This is a genomic window from Formosa agariphila KMM 3901, from assembly GCF_000723205.1.
GTDB lineage: Bacteria > Bacteroidota > Bacteroidia > Flavobacteriales > Flavobacteriaceae > Formosa > Formosa agariphila.
Map to the genome: position 1 here is coordinate 3,988,535 of NZ_HG315671.1, position 12,800 is coordinate 4,001,334.

Annotated in this window: 14 protein-coding genes; 11 read left to right on the forward strand and 3 right to left on the reverse strand. The window is 33.3% G+C overall.

Translation table 11 applies throughout. The features are described 5' to 3' along the window. Nucleotides 1–102: 102 nt before the first annotated feature. On the forward strand, nt 103–1,128 hold the full coding sequence (locus BN863_RS16790) for a threonine aldolase family protein (RefSeq protein ID WP_038532559.1): 1,026 nt from the start codon (nt 103–105) through the stop codon (nt 1,126–1,128). A 64-nt stretch (nt 1,129–1,192) separates the two neighbouring features. Here the strand turns inward: BN863_RS16790 and gdhA are convergent, their stop codons facing one another. Next, the gene (gdhA, locus tag BN863_RS16795) at nt 1,193–2,536 is read right to left on the reverse strand and encodes an NADP-specific glutamate dehydrogenase (RefSeq protein WP_038532563.1); all 1,344 of its coding nucleotides are present in this window, start codon (nt 2,534–2,536) and stop codon (nt 1,193–1,195) included. Between the two features lie 229 nt (nt 2,537–2,765). Between gdhA and BN863_RS16800 the strand changes: the two genes are divergently transcribed. Both BN863_RS16800 and BN863_RS16805 read left to right on the forward strand, forming a co-directional pair. After that, nucleotides 2,766–3,518, forward strand: coding sequence for a THC0290_0291 family protein (locus BN863_RS16800; RefSeq protein WP_038532564.1), 753 nt, complete (start codon nt 2,766–2,768; stop codon nt 3,516–3,518). A gap of 165 nt (nt 3,519–3,683) precedes the next feature. Continuing rightward, entirely contained in the window at nt 3,684–4,358 is a 675-nt protein-coding gene (locus BN863_RS16805) for a DUF3298 and DUF4163 domain-containing protein (protein ID WP_242404048.1), read from the forward strand. Here the strand turns inward: BN863_RS16805 and BN863_RS16810 are convergent. Further along, the gene (locus tag BN863_RS16810) at nt 4,338–4,802 is read right to left on the reverse strand and encodes a DinB family protein (RefSeq protein WP_038532565.1); all 465 of its coding nucleotides are present in this window, start codon (nt 4,800–4,802) and stop codon (nt 4,338–4,340) included. The genes BN863_RS16805 and BN863_RS16810 overlap by 21 nt on opposite strands. Before the next feature lie 72 nt (nt 4,803–4,874). Between BN863_RS16810 and BN863_RS16815 the strand changes: the two genes are divergently transcribed. Both BN863_RS16815 and BN863_RS16820 read left to right on the forward strand, forming a co-directional pair. Then, nucleotides 4,875–5,228, forward strand: coding sequence for an arsenate reductase family protein (locus BN863_RS16815; RefSeq protein WP_038532566.1), 354 nt, complete (start codon nt 4,875–4,877; stop codon nt 5,226–5,228). Continuing rightward, nucleotides 5,221–6,105 (forward strand): DMT family transporter, encoded by an 885-nt coding sequence (locus BN863_RS16820; protein ID WP_038532568.1) that lies wholly within the window; start codon nt 5,221–5,223, stop codon nt 6,103–6,105. The genes BN863_RS16815 and BN863_RS16820 overlap by 8 nt, the downstream gene beginning before the upstream one ends. 2 nt (nt 6,106–6,107) lie before the next feature. Here BN863_RS16820 and BN863_RS16825 read toward each other — a convergent pair whose 3' ends face one another. Continuing rightward, nucleotides 6,108–6,587, reverse strand: a complete 480-nt coding sequence (locus tag BN863_RS16825; protein ID WP_038532569.1) for an acyl-CoA thioesterase — start codon at nt 6,585–6,587, stop codon at nt 6,108–6,110. Between the two features lie 116 nt (nt 6,588–6,703). Between BN863_RS16825 and BN863_RS16830 the strand changes: the two genes are divergently transcribed. From BN863_RS16830 to BN863_RS16855, 6 genes are all read left to right on the forward strand, one after another. Next, on the forward strand, nt 6,704–7,561 hold the full coding sequence (locus tag BN863_RS16830) for a YicC/YloC family endoribonuclease (protein WP_038532570.1): 858 nt from the start codon (nt 6,704–6,706) through the stop codon (nt 7,559–7,561). A 1-nt stretch (nt 7,562) separates the two neighbouring features. After that, entirely contained in the window at nt 7,563–8,138 is a 576-nt protein-coding gene (gmk, locus tag BN863_RS16835; protein ID WP_038532571.1) for a guanylate kinase, read from the forward strand. A 6-nt stretch (nt 8,139–8,144) separates the two neighbouring features. After that, on the forward strand, nt 8,145–8,723 hold the full coding sequence (gene nadD, locus BN863_RS16840) for a nicotinate (nicotinamide) nucleotide adenylyltransferase (RefSeq protein ID WP_038532572.1): 579 nt from the start codon (nt 8,145–8,147) through the stop codon (nt 8,721–8,723). A 69-nt stretch (nt 8,724–8,792) separates the two neighbouring features. Beyond that, a complete protein-coding gene (locus BN863_RS16845; protein ID WP_038532573.1) occupies nt 8,793–9,944 on the forward strand; it encodes an adenylyltransferase/cytidyltransferase family protein in 1,152 nt (383 codons plus the stop codon). 375 nt (nt 9,945–10,319) lie between these two features. After that, nucleotides 10,320–11,624, forward strand: coding sequence for a voltage-gated chloride channel family protein (locus BN863_RS16850; RefSeq protein WP_038532574.1), 1,305 nt, complete (start codon nt 10,320–10,322; stop codon nt 11,622–11,624). 163 nt (nt 11,625–11,787) lie between these two features. After that, a complete protein-coding gene (locus tag BN863_RS16855; RefSeq protein ID WP_038532576.1) occupies nt 11,788–12,789 on the forward strand; it encodes an NAD(P)H-dependent glycerol-3-phosphate dehydrogenase in 1,002 nt (333 codons plus the stop codon). The last annotated feature ends 11 nt before the right edge of the window (nt 12,790–12,800 follow it).

Here is a 12,800-nt window from a genome sequence, read left to right on the forward strand (position 1 = left end):
CACAAATAAGTTCTCACGAAATAAAACAGAAGTCTTTTAAACTTTTATTTGATTCCATTATCTTAACTTATATTCATGTTTTATATAGTTAAATAAGAATCTATGAACATTGATTTAAGAAGCGACACGGTAACCAAACCAACACCCGGAATGTTAAACGCTATGATGTCTGCTAAAGTTGGAGACGATGTATATCAGGAAGATGAAACCATAAACCTACTAGAAGCACGCATTGCCAAGATGTTTGGAAAGTCGCACGCCATGTTTTTTCCTAGCGGAACAATGGCCAACCAAACGGCCATTAAAATACATACTAATCCTGGCGACCAAGTTATTTGTGACAAATATGCACACATATATAATTATGAAGGTGGCGGTGCCTCTTTTAATAGTGGTGTATCTTGTAAATTAATTGATGGTTACCGTGGCATGTTTACAGCAAAAGATGTCATTGAAGCTATAAATCCGCCAGAATTTTACCACAGTCCATTATCTAAATTGGTTGAAATTGAAAACACAACTAATAAAGGAGGAGGTGCTTGCTGGGATTTAAATGAACTTGAAAAAATTAAACAGGTTTGTAACACAAACAACTTAGGCTTTCATTTAGATGGTGCACGACTTTGGAATGCTTTAGTTGCTAAAAACGAAACACCACAACAATACGGTGCTATTTTCGACACCATCTCTGTATGCTTAAGCAAAGGACTTGGTTGCCCAATTGGTTCTGTTTTAACTGGCGATGAAAAATTTATGACTCATGCTTTACGCATCCGAAAAATGTTGGGAGGAGGCATGAGACAGGGCGGGTTTTTAGCTGCCGCAGGGCTTTATGCATTAGACCATAATATTGACCGTTTAAAAGACGACCATACTAAAGCAAAAGAATTAAGTTTGATATTACAATCTTTACATATTGTAAAACACGTAGAACCGACCGAAACTAACATTGTGATTTTTGAATTGGCTAAAGATGTAAATAGCGAAGACTTCATCTTAAAACTTAAAGCCAATAACATTACAATTAGCGATATGGGCCAAGGTAAACTAAGATTAGTTACACATATTGACTACACAGACAACATGCACTCTAAAACTTTAGAGACTTTAAAGCAATTACAATTTTAAATAAATAAAAAAAAGCCTTCAAAATAAAATTCTGAAGGCTTTAAAATATTTTAATGGAATATTGTTAAACCACACCTTGAGCTAACATAGCATCTGCAACTTTAACAAAACCAGCAATATTTGCTCCTTTAACGTAATCTATATAACCATCTTCTTGCGTTCCATAGGCAACACAAGATGCATGAATATCATTCATAATCTGATGTAATTTTTCATCAACCTCTTCTCTTGTCCAATTTAAACGCAATGAGTTTTGGCTCATTTCTAAACCTGAAGTTGCCACACCACCTGCATTAGAGGCTTTCCCTGGAGAAAATAAAACTTTAGCATCTTGAATAATCTCAATTGCTTCTGGTGTTGTAGGCATATTAGCACCTTCGGCGATAGCGATAACATTATTAGCTATCAACTGTTTCGCATCGTTAGCATCTAATTCATTTTGCGTTGCGCAAGGCATTGCTAAATCGCATTTTACAGACCATGGTCTTTCTCCTGCAATAAATTTAGCACTCGGGTATTGATTTACATATTCGTTTATACGCCCACGTTTTACATTCTTTAGCTCCATAACAAAAGCCAATTTCTCATCGTTTATTCCTTCAGCATCATAAATATATCCTGAAGAATCTGAAAGTGTTACCACTTTTGCTCCAAATTCTGTAGCCTTCTGGCAAGCATATTGCGCCACATTCCCAGAACCCGAAATTACAACTGTTTTACCTGTAAACGACTCGCCACAAGTATCTAACATATTTTTTGCAAAATAAACAGTACCATAACCCGTTGCTTCAGGACGAATTAATGACCCTCCGTACTCCATTCCTTTACCAGTTAAGACTCCAGTAAATTCGTTACGCAACCTTTTATACTGTCCGAATAAATAACCTATTTCACGACCTCCAACACCAATATCTCCCGCTGGAATATCTGTATTAGGACCTATATGTCTGCTTAATTCCGTCATAAACGATTGACAAAAACGCATTACCTCGTTATCACTTTTTCCTTTTGGATTAAAATCGCTTCCTCCTTTTCCTCCTCCCATTGGTAAAGTTGTTAAAGAGTTTTTAAAAGTTTGTTCGAATCCTAAAAATTTTAAAATACTTAAATTTACAGTAGGATGAAAACGTAATCCACCTTTGTATGGCCCTATAGCCGAGTTAAATTCAACCCTAAACCCTCTATTCACTTGAGTTTTACCCTCATCATCAATCCAAGGCACCCTGAAAATTAAAGTACGTTCTGGTTCAACCATACGCTCTAACAACATTTTTCCTTTATATTTTGGGTTATTTTCAATAAATGGAATTACAGTTTCTGCAACCTCATGTACTGCTTGTAAAAACTCTGGCTCATGGCCATCTTTTTGTTTTACAAGCTCTAAAAAAGTATTTATTTGATTTTTCATTCTTTTGAAAATTACGACACCGTTAAGTAATCTTTACATTATAACAACAAATATACATTATCTCTATTTATTACTAACTTTTATCCTTAATTTCAAAATAAATCTAAGTGTTAAAAAAAGTTAATGCGGATTTTTCAAGATTTATTGCATTGGTATTAATCATTTTATATATTTGTTCGTGCTTTTATCCCCTACTTATAAGCAGCATCTATTTTTTAACGTAAAAACAATGCTAAACAACCTTAAACCTCTATCCTTATTTTTATTAATATTTAGTTTTTATAACTCTGTTTATTCACAAAGTTTAACAGGATATGAACTGGGTATTCTTGCAGGTCCTGTACAAATGCGTTCTGATTTCGGTTTGAAAGGAGATAAAGACACAAATCTTGGTAACATAGGATTAGGTGTTGGCGTTATGCTTGATATAAACCCAATGGACTGGGGATCAAGAAGAAACTATGCATACGATCATTTTAAACTTAGATTCGATTTATCTTACAACAAAACAAATCTTAAACACTACGGAAAATTTGTAGACCCTAGTCAGAATAGTGATAATGCTAACAAATTAAGAAATCAGCGTGGGGAAGCTAAAAATTTTAGCGGAGGAATAGCTTTAGAATATTATCCATTAAGTTTAAGAAGTTTCTTCTATAACTTTTTCGACTTTTCGCCCTACATACTACTTGGAGCACAATACACTTTTGCTCAACCAGGAACAAATATTACTGATCCTGATCAATTATATGGACCTTGGGATAAAAATTCTGTAAGCTCTGAGTCTTTTTATACTGGGGCAATTAATACAGGTGTTGGGGTGCGTTTTAAAATTAGTGCCTATTCAGATCTTTTATTTGAAGCGAAATATCACTTTTACAATAGCGATTGGGTAGATGGATTAAACCACCAATTAAGCTACAACAAAAATAACGATGCTTTAATTTGGGTGAATTTTGGTTATGTATATTACCTTAACTAAACTGGGTTAAAATTATTCAGATTCGTTATCTTGAATTATTTTCTTACAAAGTTTAATTTTCTCTTCAAATATCAAATGGCAATATGTACCTTTATTTTTAAATAATAAAGCTATCATATGCACCCTAAATCACATTCATTCTTCTTTATTTTTTGCCTTATTATTTTGGCTTCATGTAGTGAAGAAAAAACAATTACCTTTTCAGAAGAATCTATAACGACGCCTGAAAACACTATAGTAGACATTAATATTCCTCAAGCTGTTGGGGATAACGAAGTCGCACTTCAAATTAACACCATTTTAAAGCAACATGTTAGCGCTTCGCTTCAATTTAACCAGGAGGACCAACGTATAAATGCTATTGAAGATCAAATAAATAGTTTCAATACTGAATACACTAATTTTAAGAATCAATTTCCAGAAAGCGCACAAGAATGGGAAGCTCAAATAGATGGTGAAGTTATGTATGAGACCCCAGAACTCATTAGTATTTCTTTAACGAGCTATACGAATACTGGAGGCGCTCACGGCATATTAGTTATTACCTTTTTAAATTTTAATGGGCAGACAGGAGAACTTATAGAAACAAATAAATTATTTGATGACCAAGACGAATTCTACGAATTCGCAAAGCCCTACTTTAACGAAGAAATTTCTAACAAAAAAGACTTAGTTGTAGATTCTGAAAGTTTTGTACTACCTCAAAACATAGGATACAGTGCAGACGGATTAATATTATTATATAATACCTACGAAATCGCGCCCTATGCAGCAGGAATTACAGAATTTATCATTCCATTTAACGATGCGAATTCTTATTTAAAGTTTGACGGATTTTAATAACGCCATGACAATTCCTAAATGAAGGCCGTCATGAAATAAGACAAACGTTAAGGCTTCATCTATATTATGTATTGTTGTTCCCGTAGTTTCTGGTGTATATTCCGGAAAGTTAACAAAGGCATTATTATTATAATTTATCTTAGTTTGCTTAGCTGTTTCTGTTAATAATTCTTTGATAAGATTAACATCTTCTTGAGTAACGTCAACTTCTGGTTTAGACCCTTTTTTATAAGCATTCACAAAATCGTCTGACACTAACATAGGTACTCCAGATAATTTATAAATTAAGACCTGTTCGGTAGCAATAATATGAGCGATATTCCAAATGATATTGTTATTGTAACCTGGTGGAATTTTATTTAATTCGTCTAGACTTAATTGGTCTAAATATATTCTAAAAAATCCTCTAGTTTTTTCAAACACTTCAAAAGTAAAATTCATTCTATCTATTTTTGACTAAATATAAGTGAAACTCGTTTAAATGCCTTTATTTTGCACTAAAATTGTTTTATTATGAATAAAATATACTACCTAAAAACGTGTAATACATGTATGCGTATTATTAAAGAATTAGACTTGCCTCAAGACGTGATATTTCAAGATATTAAGGAGACGCCTATTACCGTTAAGCAACTTGAAGAACTACATAATTTATCGGGTAGTTATGAAGCCCTTTTTAGTAAACGCGCCAAATTATACAAGGAAATGGATTTAAAAAACCAAGCGTTAGAAGAAACCGATTATAAAAACTACATCTTAGAACATTACACCTTTTTAAGTCGTCCGGTATTAATTTACAACAATCAGATTTTTATTGGAAATAGTAAAAAGAATGTTGCAGCGGCTAAAGAGGCAATACATGAATAAACGCACACTTGCTTTAATTTTACTTTTTCTAGTTCAGGTCTTTTACGGATTAAATTATGGTTTTGCCAACGATGTTATAGATGGCGGCCACATTAAACCTGCAGGGTTTATTTTATTACGATTATTAGGAGCAACAACCCTATTCTGGATTATAAGCCTATTTATTCCTAAAGAAAAGATTGACAAAAAAGACTACTTAACGTTTGTGGCCGCTGCATTTTTCGGAATGTTTCTAAACATGCTTTCTTTTTTTAAAGGCTTAGAATTTACAACGCCCATCCACGCTTCTGTAATTTCTACTATTACTCCAATTGTTGTACTTGTTTTGTCTTCTATTTACTTAAAAGAGAAAATCACTAGCCTTAAAATATTAGGTATAATTTTAGGCTTTACGGGTGCTATTATATTAAGTATTTATGGAAAAGCCATACATTCTGGCGATAATATCTTACTAGGGAATTCATTAATAATTCTTAATGCTATCTCTTTTAGTATTTACCTTATCATTGCAAAAAAACTTACGGCTAAATACCATCCGTTAACTATTATAAAATGGTTATTCCTCTTAGGTTTAATCATGACCACACCTTTTGGTATTCAAGAATTTCGTGAGGTGCAGTGGCATACATTTTCGTCCTACAATATATTTGCAGCATTTTTTGTTGTTGTTTTTGCAACGTTTGGAACCTACTTGTTAAATGTAATTGCTTTAAAACACGTAAAAGCATCTACAGCTAGTATTTTTGTGTATTTGCAACCCATAGTTGCAGCAATTTTCGCTTTAATTATTGGTAGTGATATTATAAATAGCGTCAAAATTATAGCTGCTATTTTAATTTTTATCGGTGTCTATTTAGTGACTAAACCTTCTAAATAAGATTATCCTTTTAAAGGTTTTGGCACTTTATTAAAGGCTCGCGTATCTGCTTTTGTCAGCACCTTAAAATCTTCTGTTTTTGGAAACGCATCCGCAAGTTTCATTAACTGTTCTGGAAGACCTGTTAATTTGCGTTGTTCTAAATCTATCCAACCGCCTAACATTTCGCAATGCGCTATATTGTCGCCTTTTTGGTTATAAAAATTATGCTCGAATCTAAAGAATTTCCCATCTTCGCTTATTCCCGAAACTTCAAGTCCTACAGTAATGGGCTGCCCTAAAAAAGCTTCCTTAAAATAATACATATGCTCGTAAAACACTACTGGACCAATATTATGTTGTGCCATATCTTTAGCAGAAAATCCGCTTTCTAATAAAAAAGCCATTCGCGTGTGGCTCATAAAATTAGTGTAAGCCGAGTTTGCTAAGTGTCGATTAGCATCAATATCACTCCATCGTATTTCAAATTGTTTAGTATACATATCTTTAAGTTTTCATTTCAATAAAAATAAAAAATAATACTGTGCACGCATAATAATTTTAGAATTTTCTAAACGCTTAAGTTTAATTACCTTTGCATAACTTTTAATTATAGTTTATGATATATTCAATGACAGGTTATGGTAAATCTGTAATACAATTACCAACCAAAAAAATTTCTATAGAAATAAAATCTCTTAACAGCAAAAACCTAGATTTGAATACGCGAATGCCTTCTTTTTACAGAGAGAAGGAGCTTAACTTACGTAAACTTATTGCAGATAAGCTTGAACGCGGAAAGATTGATTTTTCAATTTTTGTTGAAATTACTGGAGAAGAAACTTCTACCCAAATTAATAAGCCTGTTGTAAAAGAGTATTTAAAGCAATTGAAAGATATTGTTGATGGAGACACAACCGAGTTATTAAAAATGGCTGTACGTTTTCCAGATGCACTAAGTACCGAGCGCGAAGACATAGACGAAAATGAATGGAAAACCATTTTAAATGAAATTCATGCTGCTTTAAATCACATTACCGAATATCGTTTAGATGAAGGTAGAGTTTTAGAAGCCGATTTTAAAAATAGAATCGCTACCATAGAATCGTTATTAGAAGAGGTAATCGCTATAGATCCAGAGCGTATCGAGGCTGTTAGAGAACGCTTACGTAAAGGTGTAGAAGATTTAAAAGAGAAAGTAGACGAGAACCGATTCGAACAAGAATTGGTATATTATATTGAGAAATACGATATTACTGAAGAAAAAGTACGTTTAAAAAATCATTTAGAATATTTTATGTCTTCATTAAATTCTAAAGATTCTAACGGAAAAAAACTAGGATTTATCGGTCAAGAATTGGGTCGTGAAATTAACACGATTGGTTCTAAAAGTAATTATGCACCTATGCAAAAATTAGTCGTGCAAATGAAAGACGAATTAGAAAAAATTAAAGAACAACTTTTAAACGTATTATAACATGTCGAAAGGGAAACTTATCGTTTTTTCTGCACCCTCAGGCTCTGGAAAAACAACAATTGTAAGGCACTTATTAGGTATTGAAGCTTTGAATTTAGAATTTTCAATTTCGGCTACATCACGAGAAAAACGAGGCACAGAAGAACACGCTAAAGATTATTATTTCTTATCGCTAGAAGATTTTAAATCCAATATTAAAAACGATAATTTCCTAGAATGGGAAGAAGTATATCGCGATAATTTTTATGGGACTTTAAAAAGTGAAGTTGAACGTATTTGGGCGCAAGGTAAACATGTTATTTTCGATATTGATGTGTCAGGAGGTTTACGTATAAAACGTAAATTCCCAGAAGAAACACTTTCCATTTTTGTTAAACCACCAAGTATAGATGAGTTAAAAATTCGTTTAAAAAAGCGTAAAACAGAAACCGAAGATAAAATAAACATGCGTGTAGCTAAGGCTTCGGCAGAATTAGCTACAGCGCCGCTTTTCGATTGTATTATCGAAAACGATACTTTAGAACACGCCCTTACAGAAGCTGAAAGAATTGTTTCAAACTTTATAAGTAAAGATTAAACATTTATGAAAATAGGTCTCTACTTTGGCACCTTTAACCCGATACATATTGGGCATTTAGTGATTGCTAATCACATGGCAGAATACAGCGATTTAGACCAAATTTGGCTGGTGGTTACACCTCATAATCCGTTTAAAAAGAAAAGCACCCTACTAAACAATCACGATCGGTTAGAAATGGTGTATCAGGCCACTAAAGATTACGAAAAATTAGAAGCCAGCGATATCGAGTTTAATTTGCCACAACCTAGCTATACCATTAATACATTAACCTATCTTTTAGAAAAACATCCTAAACATGAGTTTTCGCTAATTATGGGTGAAGACAACTTAAAAGGGTTTCATAAGTGGAAAAACAATGATATTATTTTAGAAAATCACGATATATACGTTTACCCTAGAATTTCTGAAGGTAAAACTGAAAATCAGCTTCTAAATCATCCTAAAATCCACCGTATTGATGCCCCTATAATGGAGATTTCATCAACCTTTATTAGGCAAGCTGTTCGCGATGGCAAAAGTTGCAAACCTTTACTACCCGAATATGTATGGACATACATAGACGAGATGAATTTTTACAAATAAAATGTCTTTCTTACCATTGTGTTAGAAAGTATATAAATTCAATTTTTTTGAATATAAATTTAATATAAGATGAAAAAAAAAGTATTTGTTTCGGGATGTTTCGATATGCTACACAGCGGCCATATTGCATTTTTTAAAGAAGCCTCTACATATGGTGACTTATATGTTGGAATAGGTTCTGACGCTACTATTGCAGAATTAAAAGGACGCCAGACCATTAATTCGGAACAAGAACGACTTTATATGATTAATGCCATTAGGTATGTAAAGAAAGCATTTGTTAATTCGGGTTCTGGGATTTTAGATTTTAAAGAAGATTTAGAAGTTTTAAAGCCAGATTACTTTGTGGTTAACGAAGATGGTTTTTCTCCAAAAAAAGAAGAATTGTGTAATGCACTTAACATCGAATTAAAAAATTTAAAACGTATTCCAGACGAAGGACTTCCTGAACGCTCTACAACGGCTATACGTTCGGCAGGAAATTGCACTTTACCTTACCGAATCGATTTAGCAGGTACTTGGATTGACCAACCTTATGTCTCTAAATTTCATCCAGGATGGGCTATTACATTATCTTTAGAGCCGATTATAGAATATAACGAACGCTGTGGTATGTCTACATCTACTAGAAATGCTGCAAAACAAATTTGGCCTTATTACTTACCATTAGAAAAGCCAGAAAAACTAGCAGAAATGCTATTTAAATTTGAAAACACACCGGGTTCAACTTTAATTTCTGGTGCACAAGATGCCATTGGTATTTGTATGCCAGGGCTCACAAGACACTATTACGACAAAGCATATTGGCCTACTAAATTTGAATCTATTCAAGACGAATCTATCTTAACTTGGTTAGAAGAACATATATACATGGTTATGTTATGGCCAAGAGAACCTGGTTTAGATCTTTTAGGTGAAACATATATTACTGAAGACAATGTAAAAGAACTGTCTGAAGCATCAGAGATGGTTTGGGACGCTATAAAAGCTAAAGACTTAGACACTTTTGCTAAAGGATTTTTAAATTCATTTAAAGCACAAGTAAAAATGTTCCCAGCGATGGTTAACGATAGAATTAATAAAGAAATTGATAAGCATAAAGATCACGCAATGGCATGGAAATTAGCTGGTGCTGGTGGAGGTGGCTATTTAATTTTAGTTTCAGAAAAACCAATTGAAGATGCTATGCGCATTAACATTAGACGAAAAGAAGTGCTTTAATACACATTAGACATTTATAATTAATAAATATCTCTATCAAGTACATTCTAAAATATTAGTCAGTACATGATAGAGATATTAAATTAAAATCTTAGCAATTAGATAACTCTAATAATTATGCCAGTATTGTATTAACAAACATAATATAATGTTAAAAAATTAGTAATCAATACATTATAAAGTCTATCGATTTAATATGATGACTTAAACATAAGTAAGAATTATAAAGACTGACAAAAACTGATTGATTTTATTTAATTTATTCTAATTTTGTTTCATTCGGCAATGGGTCTGCCTTAAACCCTTCAGAAAGAATTAATGACTTCTACGTTAATATTAATAGCACCCTTGTAGAGTCATTTATAAAAGGTCATTATGAAACTTGAACATCTTAAAAAGAAACTAGCCTCTGTCGAACAAATCCCTTCTTTATACTACCTTATTAAATGGTTAATAATTTGCACCTTTCTAGGAATTATAGCGGGGAGTTTTTCTGCTTTTTTCTTGAAGAGTTTAGAATGGGCAACACTTTACAGAGAAGCAAATTATTGGATTATTGCCTTACTACCTATCGGAGGTTTTATTATAGGAATTACTTACCATTTATACGGAAATAGCGTTGTAAAAGGGAACAATTTACTTTTAGAAGAGTTTCATTCGCCTAAAAAAATTATTCCTTTTAAAATGGCTCCTTTGGTCCTATTTGGCACCGTAATAACACATCTCTTTGGAGGTTCTGCAGGTCGAGAAGGTACGGCTGTACAAATTGGTGGCGCTGTAGCAGATCAATTCACAAAAATTTTCAAACTCACCAACGGCGATCGCAAAATAGTATTAATAGCAGGTATTAGCGCCGGATTTGCATCGGTATTCGGAACACCTTTAGCTGGCGGAATTTTTGCTCTAGAAGTACTTATCTTAGGGCGTATTCGTTTAGATGCTATTGTGCCAAGTTTTTTGGCAGCTGTATTGGCCAATTATTTTTGCGAAATTTGGGATATTTCACATACACACTATCATATAGATAGCGTGGCCGAAATGACACCCGTTAATTTGCTTTGGGCTATTCTAGCAGGAATCATATTTGGTTTGGTAGCCATGTTATTTTCAAAATCAACACATTTTTGGGCAAATCTGTTTAAAAAACTTATAAAATATCCACCCTTACGTCCAACTATTGGCGGAGTTATTTTAGCCATCATAATCTATAGTATTGGTACCACTAAATATATCGGACTTGGCGTACCCACGATAGTAGAATCGTTTAGTTCTAACATGAATTCTTACGATTTTTTAGCTAAACTACTGTTTACTTCATTTACACTAGGAGCAGGTTTTAAAGGCGGAGAAGTTACCCCCTTATTCTATATTGGAGCGACTTTAGGGAATGTTTTAATTTGGTTTATCCCATTACCAATGGGTTTATTAGCAGGCATGGGCTTTGTTGCTGTTTTTGCGGGAGCAACCAATACGCCTATTGCATGTACCGTTATGGGCATTGAGTTATTTGGTATTGAAGCCGGCGTATTTATTGCTATTGCCTGTAGTGTGTCTTATTTGTTTTCAGGCCATACCGGCGTGTACACGTCACAAATTATTGGAAGTCCAAAAAATACAAGTGTAATTAAAGACAAAGGATTAACCCTATCTGAAATTGACGAGAGGAAACATCAGAAGTAAATACACAAACCACAGTCAATACCCTATTTAAAGAAAATGAAATATTGGCTAAACCTTAAATTATTCAAATTAAATACTACAATGACTAACCATAATAACATTTCTATAACCAAAAGAAACTAGTTTTTTACGTATTTTTGAATTATTAAATGACAATGACTTTATGAGTAATGAATTAAAATATGCTGTTTTTGGTGCTGGTAGTTGGGCTACTGCCATTGTAAAAATGCTTTGTGAAAATCTAGACGAAGTGGGGTGGTATATGCGTAGCGTTTACACAAAAGAACATTTATTAAAAGAACAGCACAATCCTAATTACTTAAGTTCTGTAGAGTTTAGAACAGATCAACTTATTTTAAGTAACAATATAGATGAAATAGTACAGTATGCAGATGTGCTAATTTTTGCCATTCCTTCTGCTTTTATGCAAAGTGAATTAGAAAAAATAACTGTAGATATCTCTAATAAAACCGTGGTATCCGCCGTTAAAGGGATTATTCCGGAATCGGGATTATTGGTTGGCGAACATTTTCATAATGTGTACAATGTATCTTACAATAATATCGCGGTAATTGCAGGACCTTGCCATGCCGAAGAGGTTGCTTTAGAACGTTTATCGTACTTAACCATTTCTTGTGCCGACTCTAAAAAGGCGAAAGCCATTGCTAAAAACTTCTCTAGTAATTATATAAAGACTAAAATTAGCGACGATGTTATTGGAACCGAATACGCCGTAATGCTAAAAAATATCTATGCCATTGCTGCTGGTATTGCGCATGGATTAGGATATGGAGACAACTTTCAAAGTGTACTTATGAGTAATGCGATTCGTGAAATGAAACGCTTTATTAAGAAAATGCATAAAATGAAACGTAACATTAATAACTCGGCATATTTAGGCGATTTATTGGTTACAGGATACTCTACATTTTCTAGAAATAGAATGTTCGGGAATATGATTGGAAAAGGCTATACCGTAAAATCTGCACAAATGGAAATGAGTATGGTTGCCGAAGGGTATTATGCCACTAAAAGCGCACAATTACTTAACGACAAAAACGACAGAAAGACAAAGTTGCCTATAATTAATGCGGTTTACGAAATTTTATACGAAGGAAAAGATCCTAAAAAGACCTTCGAGAAACTGACCGAGAAACTAGATTAATAAGTGTATTT

Bases quoted from the DNA above. Each gene is read 5' to 3' on its own strand.
- BN863_RS16790 (WP_038532559.1), top strand. From the start codon at position 103: ATGAACATTGATTTAAGAAGCGACACGGTAACCAAACCAACACCCGGA.
- gdhA (WP_038532563.1), bottom strand. From the start codon at position 2,536: ATGAAAAATCAAATAAATACTTTTTTAGAGCTTGTAAAACAAAAAGAT.
- BN863_RS16800 (WP_038532564.1), top strand. From the start codon at position 2,766: ATGCTAAACAACCTTAAACCTCTATCCTTATTTTTATTAATATTTAGT.
- BN863_RS16810 (WP_038532565.1), bottom strand. From the start codon at position 4,802: ATGAATTTTACTTTTGAAGTGTTTGAAAAAACTAGAGGATTTTTTAGA.
- BN863_RS16815 (WP_038532566.1), top strand. From the start codon at position 4,875: ATGAATAAAATATACTACCTAAAAACGTGTAATACATGTATGCGTATT.
- BN863_RS16820 (WP_038532568.1), top strand. From the start codon at position 5,221: ATGAATAAACGCACACTTGCTTTAATTTTACTTTTTCTAGTTCAGGTC.
- BN863_RS16825 (WP_038532569.1), bottom strand. From the start codon at position 6,587: ATGTATACTAAACAATTTGAAATACGATGGAGTGATATTGATGCTAAT.
- BN863_RS16830 (WP_038532570.1), top strand. From the start codon at position 6,704: ATGATATATTCAATGACAGGTTATGGTAAATCTGTAATACAATTACCA.
- gmk (WP_038532571.1), top strand. From the start codon at position 7,563: ATGTCGAAAGGGAAACTTATCGTTTTTTCTGCACCCTCAGGCTCTGGA.
- nadD (WP_038532572.1), top strand. From the start codon at position 8,145: ATGAAAATAGGTCTCTACTTTGGCACCTTTAACCCGATACATATTGGG.
- BN863_RS16845 (WP_038532573.1), top strand. From the start codon at position 8,793: ATGAAAAAAAAAGTATTTGTTTCGGGATGTTTCGATATGCTACACAGC.
- BN863_RS16850 (WP_038532574.1), top strand. From the start codon at position 10,320: ATGAAACTTGAACATCTTAAAAAGAAACTAGCCTCTGTCGAACAAATC.
- BN863_RS16855 (WP_038532576.1), top strand. From the start codon at position 11,788: ATGAGTAATGAATTAAAATATGCTGTTTTTGGTGCTGGTAGTTGGGCT.